This window comes from Rhodoferax saidenbachensis (genome assembly GCF_001955715.1).
GTDB classification, from domain to species: domain Bacteria; phylum Pseudomonadota; class Gammaproteobacteria; order Burkholderiales; family Burkholderiaceae_C; genus Allorhodoferax; species Allorhodoferax saidenbachensis.
The window spans coordinates 3,737,521-3,752,393 of the sequence record NZ_CP019239.1; the positions used below are offsets into that span (position 1 = coordinate 3,737,521).

At 61.3% G+C, this 14,873-nt stretch carries 14 protein-coding genes; 4 read left to right on the plus strand and 10 right to left on the minus strand.

All coding sequences use genetic code 11. From position 1 onward, the window contains the following. The first annotated feature begins 7 nt into the window (after nt 1-7). Nucleotides 8-664, plus strand: a complete 657-nt coding sequence (locus RS694_RS17815; RefSeq protein ID WP_029705307.1) for a TetR/AcrR family transcriptional regulator — start codon at nt 8-10, stop codon at nt 662-664. 11 nt (nt 665-675) lie between these two features. After that, the gene (locus RS694_RS17820; protein ID WP_029705306.1) at nt 676-1,449 is read left to right on the plus strand and encodes a hypothetical protein; all 774 of its coding nucleotides are present in this window, start codon (nt 676-678) and stop codon (nt 1,447-1,449) included. 204 nt (nt 1,450-1,653) lie between these two features. On the opposite strand, the gene RS694_RS17825 is transcribed toward RS694_RS17820, so the two are convergent. Next, nucleotides 1,654-3,261: a wax ester/triacylglycerol synthase family O-acyltransferase gene (locus RS694_RS17825; protein WP_029705305.1), complete on the minus strand. Its 1,608-nt coding sequence runs from the start codon at nt 3,259-3,261 to the stop codon at nt 1,654-1,656. A gap of 119 nt (nt 3,262-3,380) precedes the next feature. Between RS694_RS17825 and RS694_RS17830 the strand changes: the two genes are divergently transcribed. Next, nucleotides 3,381-3,635, plus strand: coding sequence for an acyl-CoA-binding protein (locus RS694_RS17830; protein ID WP_029705304.1), 255 nt, complete (start codon nt 3,381-3,383; stop codon nt 3,633-3,635). An 85-nt stretch (nt 3,636-3,720) separates the two neighbouring features. Here RS694_RS17830 and RS694_RS17835 read toward each other — a convergent pair whose 3' ends face one another. Further along, nucleotides 3,721-4,044, minus strand: a complete 324-nt coding sequence (locus tag RS694_RS17835; protein WP_029705302.1) for a polyhydroxyalkanoic acid system family protein — start codon at nt 4,042-4,044, stop codon at nt 3,721-3,723. A gap of 13 nt (nt 4,045-4,057) precedes the next feature. Between RS694_RS17835 and RS694_RS17840 the strand changes: the two genes are divergently transcribed. After that, complete coding sequence (locus RS694_RS17840) at nt 4,058-4,387, plus strand: DUF1840 domain-containing protein (RefSeq protein WP_029705300.1); 330 nt, start codon at nt 4,058-4,060, stop codon at nt 4,385-4,387. 121 nt (nt 4,388-4,508) lie between these two features. Here the strand turns inward: RS694_RS17840 and RS694_RS17845 are convergent, their stop codons facing one another. From RS694_RS17845 to RS694_RS17880, 8 genes are all read right to left on the minus strand, one after another. Then, entirely contained in the window at nt 4,509-5,480 is a 972-nt protein-coding gene (locus tag RS694_RS17845) for a tripartite tricarboxylate transporter substrate-binding protein (RefSeq protein WP_029705299.1), read from the minus strand. Nucleotides 5,481-5,598: 118 nt separating this feature from the next. Then, nucleotides 5,599-8,079, minus strand: coding sequence for a penicillin acylase family protein (locus RS694_RS17850; RefSeq protein WP_029705298.1), 2,481 nt, complete (start codon nt 8,077-8,079; stop codon nt 5,599-5,601). Nucleotides 8,080-8,112: 33 nt separating this feature from the next. Next, nucleotides 8,113-9,369, minus strand: coding sequence for a phenylacetate--CoA ligase family protein (locus RS694_RS17855; RefSeq protein ID WP_029705297.1), 1,257 nt, complete (start codon nt 9,367-9,369; stop codon nt 8,113-8,115). Nucleotides 9,370-9,450: 81 nt separating this feature from the next. Continuing rightward, complete coding sequence (locus RS694_RS17860; protein WP_029705296.1) at nt 9,451-10,260, minus strand: ABC transporter ATP-binding protein; 810 nt, start codon at nt 10,258-10,260, stop codon at nt 9,451-9,453. Between the two features lie 148 nt (nt 10,261-10,408). After that, nucleotides 10,409-11,737: an ABC transporter substrate-binding protein gene (locus RS694_RS17865; protein WP_029705294.1), complete on the minus strand. Its 1,329-nt coding sequence runs from the start codon at nt 11,735-11,737 to the stop codon at nt 10,409-10,411. Between the two features lie 61 nt (nt 11,738-11,798). After that, nucleotides 11,799-12,875, minus strand: a complete 1,077-nt coding sequence (locus RS694_RS17870; RefSeq protein WP_029705293.1) for a branched-chain amino acid ABC transporter permease — start codon at nt 12,873-12,875, stop codon at nt 11,799-11,801. Between the two features lie 93 nt (nt 12,876-12,968). Beyond that, nucleotides 12,969-13,898 carry a branched-chain amino acid ABC transporter permease gene (locus RS694_RS17875; RefSeq protein WP_029705291.1) on the minus strand — a complete coding sequence of 310 codons (930 nt, stop codon included), beginning with the start codon at nt 13,896-13,898 and terminating at the stop codon, nt 12,969-12,971. Between the two features lie 108 nt (nt 13,899-14,006). Further along, nucleotides 14,007-14,792: an ABC transporter ATP-binding protein gene (locus RS694_RS17880; protein ID WP_029705289.1), complete on the minus strand. Its 786-nt coding sequence runs from the start codon at nt 14,790-14,792 to the stop codon at nt 14,007-14,009. Between the last annotated feature and the right edge of the window lie 81 nt (nt 14,793-14,873).

The window sequence follows — 14,873 nt, forward strand, 5'->3', positions numbered from 1 at the left end:
TGCAGCCATGGTAAAAAAAGCCCCCCGTCGCACTGCCGAGCGCATTCTGGAAGTCACGTTGGAGCTGTTCAACCGGTTTGGTGAACCCAATGTTTCCACCACGCTGATCTCGGCCGAGATGGGCATCAGCCCGGGCAATCTGTACTACCACTACCCGGCCAAGGACGAGTTGATCAACTCGTTGTTTGACCGGTATGAAAAGTCGCTCAACGAACTGCTCAACGCCAGCGACAACGTGCGCGATGTGGAAGACGCCTGGTTCTTCATGCATACCCTGTTCGAGCTGATCTGGCAGTACCGTTTTTTGTACCGCGACCTCAACGACCTACTGAGCAAAAACCGCCGCCTGGAAACCCATTTCCAGTTTGTGCTGAAAAACAAGACCCGCTCCGTCAAGGCCCTGCTCGACAGCCTGAGCCGCTCGGGCGCACTCAAGATCGACTCGCGCGAGGTGGAACCCACCGCCACCAGCATGGTGGTGGTGCTGACCTACTGGCTCAGTTTTGAATACGTACGCGACCCGCGCAATGCGCTGGAGCCCACCAGCGCACAGGCGGCATTGCTCCGTGGCGCCCACCATGTACTGAACCTGCTGGTGCCCTACCTGGAGGTCGGGCAGCGCAACCACTTGCTGAGCCTGGTCGGCGCCTACCAGACGCCCTGAGGAACACACGCATGGCCACCTGGACCTCATTCCCCCACACCCGTGACTATGCGTTTGATGCCACCAGCGTGCGCAAACACTGGGCGCGGCTGCATGCGGGTGACCGGGAGCCTTTGCCCACCAATGCCAAGGTCCTGGCGGCCTGGGCCCTGTTGCACCAAGGTGAATTCCGCAAGGCCTTTGACGCGGGCATGCAACTGGGTCCAGAGGGCACAACCGTCGCCAACAAGGCCGCCTGCATGTATGCCAACTATCTGGAGCCGCGGGAAAAAAACAAACACGAACTGTTCCTGCAGGCCGCCGAACGCGCCGCAGCACAGGCCGCCGCCGAACCCGACAATGCCAACGCGCATTTCCTGCACGCCTACGCCCTGGGTCGCTACAGCCAGGGCATCAGCGTGGCCAAGGCGCTGACGCAGGGTGTGGGCGGCAAGATCAAATCCTCGCTGGAAAACGCCATCCACCTGGAGCCGGGCCACGCTGATGCCTACATCACCCTGGGCACTTTCCATGCCGAAGTGATCGACAAGGTCGGCGCGCTGATTGGCAACATGACCTATGGCGCACGCAAGGACATTGCGCTCAAGCTGTTTGAGCAGGGCCTCGCCCTTATTCCCAAGTCGCCGATTGCGCTGATCGAATATGCCAATGGCCTGGTCATCCTTGAGGGCGACACACGCATGGACGAAGCCACCGCGCTGTACGAACGCGCCGCCAAAACCAAACCGCTGGATGCGGTGGAGCGGCTGGACGTAGAAATCGCCCAAGCCGAGCTGGCAGAGTAGATAACCCCCACGCTCCGCAGAAGGAGCTCAAGCTGCGCGGAACAAGGAGCTCCGTCCGGAGCTGAGCCAGCCGAGGCCTTCTGCAAGCCCTTGATTTGTAAGGGCTGCGTTTCGACAAGCTCAACGCGAACGGACTTGTTCAGCATTGCCCTCATTGCCTAGAGTCACTGGCCGCCGCGCCGCAGTGAATGCTGCAGGGCGTACTCACTCCCCCCAAGGCAACATCAGCGTCACCATGGCAAGCTTTGCAAACTCCGGCTCGAACTGGTCGATGATGGCTTGTGGATCGGGGCACAGGGTGGCGTCCGAGACCACGCCGAACTGCACACCTCCACCGTAACTCAGGATGGACACACCCAGCCCCACGGTACCGCTCTGGGGCACCCAGAAGAGGGTCTCTTCGATGGTCGAGCCGCAAATCTTGAGCTTGGTGGCCGGCCCCGGCACATTGGTCATGACCGCGGTGGTCTTCTTGGAAAACAGGTTCAACAAAGCGTCCTGCGCCGGCCTGACCAGCAGGCCGGCCACCGCCAGCATGCCAAAAGCCAGCAAGGGCTGCATGCTGCCCTTGAGGCCGTGCATACGGGTGCGCACCTCGTAAATGCGCTCGATCGGGTTCTCCATACCGATCGGCAAGACCAGCGGGGCCAGGCCGAACTGGTTGCCCAGCTTGTAGGCCTTGTCCATGGGGCGCAGGTTCACCGGCACCATCGCGCGGATCTCAACGCCCTTGACGGAGTCTCCGTGGTCCTTCAGGTACTCCCCGATGGCACCGGCCACACAGCTCAACAACACGTCGTTGACCGAGCAGTTCAGCGCCTTGCCGACGGCCTTGACCTCGGCCAGCGGTATCGGCGCGCACCAGGCCACGCGTTTGGTATTCCCAGGAATCCCTTTGAGGCGTGTGGGCGAGTCGTCCGGCATCAGGGCCAGGGCTGTAAGATCACTGACCGCCTGGTAGGCCAGCTTGGCCATGTCCAGAGATCCCTCCAGGCCCTTTTCCATACCGGCCTGCGGGTTCAGCATCATGTCCATGGAACGCAGGGCGCTGCCACTGGCCAGCTCCATGGCCTTCACGCTGGCACGTGTCATGGGTTTGTAGAGCGCCGAATACAGCCAGTCCTCAGCCCCTTCCCACCCCTCGCGGCGCGCGGGCCGCGGCGCACGCTCGGGCGGCGGCGCGCCACCGTCCACCAGCGACTGGGTCACCGAGATCAAGGCGATCCCGTCGGCAATGCAGTGGTGGATGCGCACCATCATCGCGCTGCCGCCCTTGTAGTTCTGCACCAGATGGATTTGCCACAGCGGGCGGTTCGGGTCCAGCGGCTCCATACACAGCGCGGCCAGGCGGTCCTGCAAGGCCTCCTGCTCATGCCCGGCAGGCTTTTTGGGCAGGGTTTCGGTGACGAGGTGGTGGCCCATGTCGAAGTTCGGGTCATTGACCCAGGTGGCTCCTGCGGCGTCTTCCACCGCACACTGCACAAAACGCGGGTACTTGAGCAGGCGCTCCTCCAGGCGCTGGGCCAGGTCTTCGTAACGGATGCCGGGCTGGATCACCCACACGCCCACGATCATCATCAGGTTGCTGGCGGAATCCATGCGCAGCCAGGCCGTGTCGACCTTACTCATGCGTTCACCATGCAGGCCCAGCGTCCCCACCACGGCATCGGTCACGTTTTTCTGCACCACCTTGGCGGCCTTGCGTGCAGTTCGGGTGGCGGTGCGGGCTGCAGGAGCGACGGGGGCCACGGTGGCGGCGACACGCTGCCTGGCTTTTTGGACTGCTTTTTTGGCTATGACTCGGGTCACCATGGGAACTCCAGGAGCGGGAAAGGGGGAAGCACGGGGGCAGGGTTGACGCGCTATTCTGCAAGCAAAACGCACCGTAAGATAGGGGGCAAAACCCACCTTCAACCTGAAAGGAAAAGCCCATGGCCAAACTGACCAAACAATTCGAAGCCGCTGTTGCCAACTCCAAGTCGCTGAGCGAACGCCCGGACAACGGCACTCTGCTGAAGATCTACGCGTTGTACAAACAGGCCACCGCAGGTGACAACGAAGAGAAGAAGCCCGGCTTTACGGATATGGTCGGTCGCGCCAAGTGGGACGCCTGGAACGGCTTCAAGGGCACCAGCAGCGACGACGCGATGCAACAATACATCGACCTCATCGAATCATTGAGTTGATTTTCAATCAAATTGGCCTGTAGCCCTCATGGGTAGTGCGCAAGAAGCTATGAAAAACATAGCACCCAGTACATAACTGGCAGCACTACTTCTTGGGGGCTTTCTTTTTGGCCGCGGCCTTGGGTGCCAGCAATGCATCCAGATTTTTGACGATCTCGGCCTCGATACGGCCCTTGAAGGCGCCCAGCAAAAAGCCTAGCTTGGCCTCCAGCTCAAACAGTTCCTTGGTCACGGTGAGGGTGCCACTGACACCGGAGCGCGCGAAGTTCACCACGTCGCTGGTGGTACCCTCCTCGTAGGTGCAGTCCATGTCAAAGTCTTCCTCGACCTGCTCCGCCCAGCGATACGCAATTTTGCGGGCCGCGGCCAGTCCCAGGGCATGGTCACGCCGGATATGAAGATTGGCCACTCACACACTCCTTATGTACAAATTCAAATCACGCGCCGCATCGGATCTGATCATGCTCGAACCCAACGGGCGCCAGATCCTGAAGATTATCGGCAAGGACGATGCCGCATCTGTCGACAAAGGCATTTTGTTGCCTGCGCAGATGCCGCAGGCCATTCTGGCGCTGGAAGCGGCTGTTGTGCAAGAAGAAAAAATGCGCGAACAAGCGGCGGAAGAAGCCCGCGCACGGGGCGAAACCCCGGCGCGCATCGAAGGCATTTCCCTGCGCCAGCGCGCTGTGCCTTTCATCGAAATGCTCAGGCGCTCCCACAAGGCAGACAAGGAAATTGTCTGGGGCGTTTGATATGGCTACGCTGAAAAAGTGCCCCCGCCCGGTCTGAGCCTGTCGAAGAACTCCGCAAGTCGTTCATTTGCAAGGCTGCGTTTCGACAAGCTCAACGCGAACGGGCTCATTCAACAAAGCCTTAATCAGCGTAAGTGCCGGCAGCCTTGATCACGGGGCCCCACTTGGCAATTTCGGCGGCGACAAATTTCTTGTGCTCGGCCGACTCCATGCGTTTGTCGGTCACGATCACCGCGCCCAGGGCTTCCTCTTTCTTGATGAACTCAGGGTCCTTCAGGGCGGCTTTCAAAGCAGTGTTGAGTTTGGCCACCACATCGGCCGGGGTGCCCTTGGGCGCGTACAGGCCGTGCCAGATCGTGACTTCAAACCCCTTGAGGCCCGAAGCCTGCAGTGTGGGCAGATCTTTCAGGGAGGGCGTGGTCAGCGCGTGGGATGTGGTCACCGCGTAAGCAATCACCTTCTTGCCCTCAATCTGCTGGGTGGTGTTGGTGGTCTGGTCACACATCAGGTCGATCTGGCCGCCCATCAGGTCGGTCATCGCGGGGGCCGTGCCACCGTAGGGTACCGTCGTCATATCGATCTGCATCGCGCTCTGGAACATCAGACCACACAGATGCGAGGCAGCGCCCAGGCCGGCATTGCCCAGGTTGATCTTGCCCTTGTTCTGGGTGAGCCAGGTGGTCAGTTCCTTGAAGTTCTTGGCCGGCAAGGTGGGGCGACCGATCAGGGTCATGGGCACCTCGTTGATCAGTCCCACATATTCAAAGTCCGTCTCCACCTTGAATGGCAGGTTGCGGTACAGCGCCGGCATGGTGGACATGGCGATGTGGTTGAGCAACAGTGTGTAGCCATCCGGGGCGGCACGCGCCACTTTGGTCGATCCGATGGAGCTGCCGGCACCCGCCACATTGCTCACGATGATGCTCACGCCACCCAGCGGCTTGCGCAGGGCTTCGGCCAGATCACGTGCGACGCGGTCGGTGGGGCCACCGGCGGCGAACGGTACAACGATGGTGATGGGGTTGGCCGGAAAGGTTTGCGCTTGCGCGAACAGGGAAGTAACGGCAGCAGCAACAACGAGCAACTTTTTCATGGGGAATGTCTCCTGATTATTGGAGTTCAGAGTCTAGCCAACTACCCCCTATTTGCCACCCGGTAAGACCCTAAGCCCCAGACCTGCCAAGGCTTTAGAAGAGCCCCAAAGTGGTGCTTCAGGGCTTGAGCGTGAGGCTGTGGGTGTAGGCCGCCGGGCGCATCTGCAGCGGCCGGTACTGCACCTGGGCCCACTGGTCGCGCATGTCGCGGTAGCGGGTCGAAAACACCAGCCCGCTCTGGCCCGTCTGGTAGATGAACTGCGAGTTTTCCAGGTCCGCCAGGTCAAACACCGTGCGCATGCTGGCCGCGTGGCGGTTGGCAAACGGCGTCTTCGCATCGTTGAGCCAGTACTGCCCCACATTCACGGTAAAGCCGTCGCCCCCGGTGGGGGTGGTCACGTCAAAGTACGGTGCCAGTGCACCGACGTTGTGGAACGGGTTGTGGCTGCTCAGCGCCTGGTGCGCCTGGCCCCATTGCCACGCCGCCACGTTGCTGCCGTACTGCGCTTGCAGCCGGTCCAGCGCACGGCCCAGGGCCGCGGCAGACTGGTCCTGGCAGCTCAGGGGCGCACACCACCACGCGTCGTTGCGCTCCAGAATGCCTTCCACCGCGGTGCGGAAGTGGCGCTTGCCATACAGCGCTTTCATGCGCGCCGCGCCCAGCTTGGGTGTCAGCAGGCCTTGCGTCAGTTCATCGGCCCAGGCCGCAAAAATCAGCGGGGCGGCTTTGTCCGCCGACATGGCGCCGTCGAACCCGGCCAGCTCCTTCAAAGCGGCAGGCGCCAGCGCGTGTGTGCTCTGCACCTTTTGCACAAAAGGCAGCAGGCGTTGTGCGGCCACGGAGGTGATGTCGCTGTGGATCTTCTGCATGCTGGCTAGGTCGTGTTTGGGCGTCTGCGCCAGCAACTTTTCAATACGGTCAAAGCGGTAGGACACGCCCCAGTCCTGGCCCATGAAGTACTTGTAGCCCGGCGGCGTGATGCGCTGGTTGGCGGTGGAGACCCAGCCCTTGGCGCCATCGTCCTGCGGCGTGCGCGCGAAGTCGATCCAACCGTCCCAGTCGTACCGCGCGTCCCAGCCGGGCGCAGGCGCCAGACCCATGATGTCGTTGCCCGGCTTGCGCAGCGGCACCTTGCCCGCGGCCTTGTAGGCGATCTTGCCGTCCACATCGGCCATCACCACGTTTTGCATGGGCGAGTGCCAGTTGGCAAAGGCCTTGTTCAGGTCGCCCACCGACTGGGCCGCCATGGTGTCCAGGCCGGCCTGGATGGTGTGGTTGTCGGCGTCCAGCGCGCTCCAGCGCAGGGACAGCACAAATTTCTTCAGGTCCAGCACTTCGCCGTGCGACTTCTGCGCATCACTGAGTACCGGGCCGTGGCGGGTTTCACGCACCACGATGTTCACGTCGGGCTTGCCCTTGACCTGGATCACCTCGGGGCGCGTCTTGAAGCTGACCCAGGCGCGTTTGCCGTTGATGTCGGGCACGCGGTAGAGCGTCGGGTCTTCGGGGTGGATCTGCTCCAGGTACAGGTCCTGCACGTCGGGGCCGGTGTTGGTTACGCCCCAGGCCACCTTGGACGTGCGCCCCAGCACCACAAAGGGCAGGCCGGGAAAGGTCGCGCCAATCGTATCCAGGCCCGGCGCCTGCAAGTGGGCGAAGTACCAGATGGCCGGTGCGCCCAGGCCCAGGTGCGGGTCGTTGGCCAGCAGGGGTTTGCCGCTGGCGGTGTGGGAGCCCGCCACCACCCAGTTGTTGCTGCCCTTGCCTTCCACATTGCCGGTGTTGCGCGCGAATTCGTTGGACCAAAGCGCCATCTGGCTCCGATTTTCAGCATCATTTTGGCCTGTAACCCCCGTGGATTGTGCGCGACCAGCTACTTTTTTAGTAGCAACCGGAGCCTCTTCACGGTACACGCCCCATTGTTCATACAGCGTGGCCAGGTCGGCGCGGGCGGCCGGCTTCTCGCCGGGGTAGGGCAACAGCAGTTGCCAGAGTTGTTCGGTGGTGAGGGTTTGCGCAGCCGACAGGCGGGCGAACTCGGTGCCCCAGTTGCCCCCTAGGTCCAGCGCCATCATCAGCGCCCAGCCCACGCTGTCCTGCGGGGTCCAGGTGCCGGGTTGGATACGCAAGATCTGGAACTCGGGGGACAGCGCCTGGCCCGACTGCGCGTGGAAGGCGTTGATGCCATCGCTGTAGGCCTGCAGCGCGGCCTTGGCTTCGTTGGAGAGGCCGTCGAGCTGGCGCTCTGCTGCCGGCAGGATGCCCAGCGTGCGGATCAGTTTGTCGGTTTCCAGTGTGGCTTCGCCAAACACGGCAGACAGCTCGCCATGCATCACGCGGCGGTTGAACTCCAGTTGCCAGCCGCGCTCCTGGGCGTGGGTGTAGCCCAGCGCAAACAGCGCGTCGTGCGAGGACTCGGCCTTGATATGGGTCACGTCGGCTGCATCACGCTGCACCTGCACCGGGGCCAACAGGCCAGGTGTGTGCAACACGCCATCCAGCGTGGGAAAGCTGCGCATCACGTAGAGGCACAGCACGATCACCACCACCAGCACCAGACCCGCAAAACCCAATGCGCTTCGCTTCAACCAGACCATGTTTGTCCCCAGGGTTACGGCGACAGCTGTGTTCTATTTGTAGCTGCGCGCGTCTTCAATCACCTTGCCATCGTTAGGCAAGGAACCTGGCAACATGATAGTGACTTCGCCGCGCAGTTTGGTGACGTCGCGGATCGCTTCGGCAATCTTTGCAGCCAGCGCGTCGGGGCCACTGCAGGCGGTTTCCACCTGCAGCGTCATCTGGTCGTTGGCCATCTCGCCGCCCACCACCAGCCGCGCCTTGACGACTTCGGGGAAGCGTTTGACGATGGCATCCACCTGTTTGGGGTGGACAAACATGCCGCGGATCTTGGTGGTCTGGTCGGCGCGGCCCATCCAGCCCTTGATACGCGTGTTCGTGCGGCCCGTGGGGCATGGTCCAGGCAGGATGGCCGAGAGGTCACCCGTGCCAAAACGGATCAGCGGGTAAGCCGGGTTCAGGCTGGTGACCACCAGCTCGCCCACTTCGCCCTCGGCCACCGGGTCGCCGGTACCGGGGCGCACGATTTCGACAATCACACCTTCGTCCAGCACCAAGCCTTCGCGCGCTTCGGTCTCGTAGGCAATCAGGCCCAGGTCGGCCGTGGCGTAACACTGGTAGCCGGTGATGCCGTGCTCTGCAAACCAGTCGCGCAAGCTGGGCGGAAACGCCTCGCCGCCAAACATGGCTTTCTTCACGCTGGGAAGGGTCACGCCCATCTCGGCGGCTTTTTCCACAATGATCTTCAGGAAACTCGGCGTGCCGATGTAGCCCGCCGGTTGCAGCTCGCGCATGGCTTGCACCTGCTGTTCGGTCTGGCCGGTACCGCCAGGGAACACAGTGCAGCCCAGCGCATGCGCCCCAGTTTCCATCATCGAACCCGCCGGCACAAAGTGGTAACTGAACGCGTTGTGAATCAGCTCACCGGGGCGAAAGCCCGCGGCGAAGATGGCGCGCGCCATGCGCCAGTAATCCTTGGCTGTGCCTTCGGGCTCATAAATCGGGCCCGGGCTGGCAAACACGCGCGGCATGGTGGCACCGTACCGGATGGCACTGAAGCCGCCAAACACATCCCCCCCCGCTTCACGTGCGGCCTGCTGGCGCTCCTGCAGTTCGGACTTGCGGATCACCGGCAATTGGGCCAGCGCGGCGCGGCTGGTCACTGCCGCCGGGTTCACGTCTTTCAGCAACTCGGCAAACGCGGCCGATGCAGCCTTGGCGTGCACCACCTGCGCCGGCAGTGCAGCCAAGAGCGCCGCTTCGCGCTCTGCGGGACTGCGGGTTTCCAGTGCGTCGTAAAAATGGGCCATGCTGCGTCTCGGGTGAATTTATGGTGTTTTAGGGCTCTAGCCCTCGTGGAATATGCGCAAGCAGCTACTAATTCAATAGCATTACGCCAGCCAGCGCTTGCGCCGCTTGTAACTCTTCACGTCCTTGAAGCTCTTGCGCTCTCCGCCACCAACGCCCAGGTAGAACTCTTTCACGTCTTCGTTGCTGCGCAGGTCGGCCGCCGCACCGTCCATCACCACGCGCCCGCTTTCCATGATGTAGCCGTAGTCCGCGTACTTCAGCGCCATGTTGGTGTTCTGCTCGGCCAGCAAAAAGGTCACCTTCTCTTTGGTGTTGAGGTCCTTCACGATCTCGAACACCTCTTCCACGATTTGCGGCGCCAGCCCCATGGATGGCTCATCGAGCAACACCATGCTGGGGTTTGCCATCAGCGCGCGGCCGATCGCGCACATTTGCTGTTCGCCGCCTGAGGTATAGGCCGCTTGGCTGGAGGCCCGGGTTTTCAGGCGCGGGAAATAGGTGTAGACCTTCTCCAGGTTCGCCGCGACTTCGGCCTTGTTCTTGCGCGTGTAGCCGCCGGTCAGCAGGTTTTCTTCAATCGTCAGGTGGGCAAAGCAGTGCCGCCCCTCCATCACCTGCACCACGCCGCGCTGCACCAGGTCGGCCGGGCTCAGGTTTTCAATGCGTTCGCCGCGCAGCTCGATGCTGCCCTTGGTCACCGCACCGCGTTCACCCGCCAGCAGGTTGCTGACGGCGCGCAGGGTCGTCGTCTTGCCCGCGCCATTGCCGCCCAGGATCGCGACGATGCCGCCCTCGGGCACCTGCAGCGACACGCCCTTGAGCACCAGGATCACGTGGTTGTAAATGACCTCGATGCCATTCACGTTGAGAACAATGTTTTTAGTGTCCATAGAGGTTTGCCTTTACCAATCGACAGCCCTGGTTTCACAAGGCTGTCGGTTGGTGACTCCTGAGGGGGAGTCACCGCCCCTCCTCGAGGAGGGGTTGGGGAGGGGAACGTCAATACATGGCGATTGCCACCCTGATTCGCAAAGCGAATCAGGATTGGCAGTCGGCGCCCGTACGGCGCGTCATCTTCTTGTCGGCCAGGTACTTGTCGGCACCCGCCTTGATCATGGGCTTGAGAATTTGCTCATCGGCGGCGATGAAGTCAGACACGAAGCTCCACTTGCTGCCATCCCAGGTCTGCACGCGGGCAGAGGTGGAGCCCATGTGGTCCGCGCACGATGTGGACAGGGGTTGCATCACGCCGGTGAAGCCCAGGGCTTCGAGGCGCTTGGCGTCCAGCGCCAGGTTTTCCAGACCCCAGCGCACTTGTTCACCGGTCATGACCTTGCCTTTGCCGAAACGCTCTTGCGCACGGCGCACGGCCTCCACGCCCAGCATCTGGATGATCACGCCGCGGGTGTACAGCACCTGGCCAACTTCGTCTTTGGGCCCGGTACCCTGCCCCTTGGCGTGCACGTATTTCAGGATGTCCTGAATCACCTTGGGCTGCTGGCCCGACGTGTTCAAAGCCAATGCGTTGTAGCCCTTGGCGCCTTCGCCTACGTCCTTCACATCCGGCTCGGCACCGGCCCACCACACGCCATACATCTTGTCGCGGGGGTAGCCGGTGGCTTGGGCTTCTTTCAGCGCGGTGGAGTTCATCACACCCCAGCCCCACAGCAACACAAAGTCAGGGCGGCTCTGGCGCACTTGCAACCAGGCCGACTTCTGCTCCACGCCCGGCGCAGTCACCGGAATCAGTTGCAGATCAAAGCCATGCATCTTGGCGCGCTCTTGCAGCAGGGGGATAGGTTCCTTGCCAAACGGGCTGTCGTGGTAGACCAAGGCAATCTTCTTGCCTTTGAGTTTGTCCAGCCCGCCCTCTTTCTTGCCCAGGTACTGGATCAGGATGTCGGCACCGGTCCAGTAACTGCCCATCAGCGGGAAGTTCCACTTGAAGGCCTGACCGTCCTGCGCAATGGAGAGGCCATAACCCAGTGTGATCAGTGGCACCTTGTCCGTCGGCACTTTCTCGGTCAGCGCAAAGGTGATGCCGGTGGCCTGTGGGTCAAACAGCGCTACGCCGGGCTTGCTCTTCATGCGCTCATAACATTCCACACCGCGGTCGGTGGCGTAGCCGGTCTCACACTCCTCGAAGGTAATCTTCACCCCGTTGATGCCGCCATCGCGGGCGTTGATCATCTTCAGGTAATCCTGCTTGCCATTGGCCCAAGGCACACCGTTGGGCGCGTAAGGCCCGGTGCGGTAGGACAGCAGCGGAAAGAATTGCTCCTTGGCCTGGGCCAGGGCTTGGGTCGAAACCAGAGTGGCTCCGGCTACCACGGCGGCGATCGCCGCCATCAAATGACGCAGTTTCATTGTTGTCTCCTAAATTATTGAAAAGCACACCACCACGAAAACCCGAAAACCGTCTCCATCCTCAGTGCGGGAAAGGCCACAGCCGCAGCTTCTGCTTGCCCGTCGCCCACAGCTTGGCCATGCCGTGCGGTTCCACAATCAGGAACCACACAATCAGTGCGCCAAACACCATCAGCTCGGCATGCGATACCGAGGCCGTAGAGATTTCCAACCCCACCAGGCCGCTCAACGCTGGCAGGAACTGGCTCAGAAAGATAGGCAGCAGCACGATGAACGCCGCACCAAAAAAGCTCCCCATGATCGAGCCCATGCCACCGATGATGACCATGAACAGCAGCTTGAAAGACTGGTCCACCGAGAATGCCGCCGGCTCCCACGCGCCCAGGTAGATAAAGGCCCACAGACCACCCGCCACGCCCACGATGAAGGAGCTGACAGCAAACGCGGTGAGCTTGGCATACATGGGCCGAATACCGATGACGGCGGCGGCCACGTCCATATCGCGGATGGCCATCCACTCCCGCCCCACCGCACCACGCACCAGGTTTTTGGCCATCAGGGCAATGACCGCCAGCACCCCCAGGCAAAACAGGTATTTGGAGAGGGGGCTCTCAATCGGCATGCCGAAAAACTGCAGGTGGGACACCGACACCGATCCGGAAGACGAGTTGTTGGTAAACCAGTTGATGCGCAAAAACATCCAGTCGGCAAAGAACTGCGCGGCCAGCGTCGCCACGGCCAGGTACAGGCCCTTGACGCGCAGACTGGGCAGGCCGAAAAGAATGCCGAACAACATCGCACACACACCGCCCAGGATCAGCGAGAGCAGCATGGGCATGCCGTCAATGCGCACATAGAAGTTGTACGCCGCATAGGCCCCCACGGCCATGAATGCGCCGGAGCCCAGCGATATCTGGCCGCAGTAGCCCACCAGAATATTCACCCCGATGGCCGCGAGTGAAAAGACCAGGAAAGGAATCAGGATGTTGGTAAACCAGTAGTCGCCGGCCAGAGCGGGCACCGCGCCAAAGGCCACCAGCAGCAACAGGCCCACGGCAATGCGGTCCTGCAGAATGGGAAATACCTGCTGGTCCGCGCGGTAGCTGGTTTTGAATTGGCCGTTTTCTCTGTAGAACATGTATTTCTCTCAATGATCTTTTAGCTACGACACGCTGCGCTTAACTTTGCTTCGCAAAGTAAGTCTTCGCTGAAAAATCATTGACCGCGTATTTCATACGCGATCAATGATCTTCTCGCCGAACAGCCCCTGGGGCCTGATCAGCAGAAAGCCCAACGCCAACACATACGCAAACCAGATCTCGATGCCACCACCGACGTACGGCCCGAGGTACACCTCTGACAGCTTCTCGCCCACGCCAATAATCAAGCCGCCCACAATCGCACCGGGCACCGACGTCAGGCCGCCGAGGATCACCACCGGCAGCGCACGCAGCGCCACCGTGGTCAGCGAAAACTGCACGCCCAGCTTGCTGCCCCAGATCATTCCGGCCACCAAGGCCACCACACCGGCCACACACCAGACGATGACCCAGATGCGGTTCAGCGGAATGCCGATGGATTGCGCTGCCTGGTGGTCGTCAGCCACCGCACGCAAGGCACGGCCCGTGGCCGTCTTCTGGAAAAACACGCTGAGCAGTGCCACCAGGGCGGCGGCAATCAGCGCGGCATAGAGATCTTCCTTGTTGATCAGGATGCCGCCTTCAAACGTGCTCTCCAGAATCATCACCGGGTCTTTGGGCATGCCGATGTCGATCTTGTAGATGCTGCTGCCAAACAGCGTCTGGCCCAGGCCTTCCATGAAATAGGTGATGCCCAGCGTGGCCATCAAAAGCGTGGTGCCTTCCTGGTTCACCAGATGGCGCAGTACCAGGCGCTCAATCACCCAGGCGACCACAAACATCACGATGCCCGCACCGACAAACGCCATCACATTGGCCGCAATCGGATCAGTAATGCCCAGCCCCGCCGGAATCCATTCGGAAAACCGCGCCATGGCCAGCGCGGCGAACAGCACCATCGCGCCCTGCGCAAAGTTGAAGACGCCAGACGCCTTGTAGATCAGCACAAAGCCCAAAGCGACCAGCGAATACAGCATGCCGGCCATCAAGCCGCCCAGCAAAGTTTCAAGAAAAAATGCCATGCTGTTAACTCCGTTCGCCCTGAGCCTGTCGAAGGGCTTGCACACAATAGGTCCGTTGATCGCGAGGCTTCGACAAGCTCAGCCCGAACGGTGTTGGGTAGTTTTTCATCAGTGCGACGTTCCAAGGTAGGCGCTGATCACATCCGCGTTGTTGCGCACTTCGTCGGGGGTGCCGTCGCCAATCTTCTTGCCGTAGTCCAACACCACGACGCGGTCGCTGATGTCCATCACCACACCCATGTCATGCTCGATCAACACCACCGTGGTGCCAAACTCGTCATTCACGTCCAGCACAAAGCGGCACATGTCCTGCTTTTCCTCGACGTTCATGCCCGCCATGGGCTCGTCCAGCAGCAGCACCTGCGGCTCCATCGCCAGCGCGCGGCCCAAGTCCACCCGTTTTTGCAGGCCGTAGGGCAACTGACCCACGGGTGTCTTGCGGTAGGCCTGGATTTCCAGGAAATCGATGATGCGTTCCACTGCTTCACGGTGTGCAATCTCTTCGCGCAGCGCTGGGCCAATGCGCAACGCCTGCATCAGGATGTTGCTTTTGATCTTGAGGTTGCGGCCCGACATGATGTTGTCCAGCACACTCATGCCTTTGAACAGCGCCAGGTTCTGGAACGTGCGCGCCACCCCCATCACCGCTACCTGGTGGCTGTTCATGTGTTTGAAGGTCTGCCCCCGAAAACTGATGGAGCCTTGCTGCGGCGTGTAGACGCCGTTGATGCAGTTGAGCATGGAGCTTTTGCCCGCACCGTTGGGGCCAATGATGGCGCGGATCTCGTGTTCGCGTACGTCGAAGCTGATGTCGGTGAGCGCTTTCACACCGCCAAAGCTCAGTGAAATATTTTTGACGTCGAGGATGACGCCGCCTATTTTTCTCTTACTCATACAGATACCCGTTCGCAGGTCACAACACCCCGTTCGGGCTGAGCCAGTCGAAGCCCTCTTGCAAAGTTGGCATGCGGCACT

Coding starts and splice junctions, on each gene's coding strand:
- RS694_RS17870 (WP_029705293.1), bottom strand. CDS start 12,875: ATGTTCTACAGAGAAAACGGCCAATTCAAAACCAGCTACCGCGCGGAC.
- RS694_RS17850 (WP_029705298.1), bottom strand. CDS start 8,079: ATGGTCTGGTTGAAGCGAAGCGCATTGGGTTTTGCGGGTCTGGTGCTG.
- RS694_RS17875 (WP_029705291.1), bottom strand. CDS start 13,898: ATGGCATTTTTTCTTGAAACTTTGCTGGGCGGCTTGATGGCCGGCATG.
- RS694_RS17845 (WP_029705299.1), bottom strand. CDS start 5,480: ATGAAAAAGTTGCTCGTTGTTGCTGCTGCCGTTACTTCCCTGTTCGCG.
- RS694_RS17880 (WP_029705289.1), bottom strand. CDS start 14,792: ATGAGTAAGAGAAAAATAGGCGGCGTCATCCTCGACGTCAAAAATATT.
- RS694_RS17840 (WP_029705300.1), top strand. CDS start 4,058: ATGTACAAATTCAAATCACGCGCCGCATCGGATCTGATCATGCTCGAA.
- RS694_RS17825 (WP_029705305.1), bottom strand. CDS start 3,261: ATGGTGACCCGAGTCATAGCCAAAAAAGCAGTCCAAAAAGCCAGGCAG.
- RS694_RS17820 (WP_029705306.1), top strand. CDS start 676: ATGGCCACCTGGACCTCATTCCCCCACACCCGTGACTATGCGTTTGAT.
- RS694_RS17830 (WP_029705304.1), top strand. CDS start 3,381: ATGGCCAAACTGACCAAACAATTCGAAGCCGCTGTTGCCAACTCCAAG.
- RS694_RS17860 (WP_029705296.1), bottom strand. CDS start 10,260: ATGGACACTAAAAACATTGTTCTCAACGTGAATGGCATCGAGGTCATT.
- RS694_RS17865 (WP_029705294.1), bottom strand. CDS start 11,737: ATGAAACTGCGTCATTTGATGGCGGCGATCGCCGCCGTGGTAGCCGGA.
- RS694_RS17855 (WP_029705297.1), bottom strand. CDS start 9,369: ATGGCCCATTTTTACGACGCACTGGAAACCCGCAGTCCCGCAGAGCGC.
- RS694_RS17815 (WP_029705307.1), top strand. CDS start 8: ATGGTAAAAAAAGCCCCCCGTCGCACTGCCGAGCGCATTCTGGAAGTC.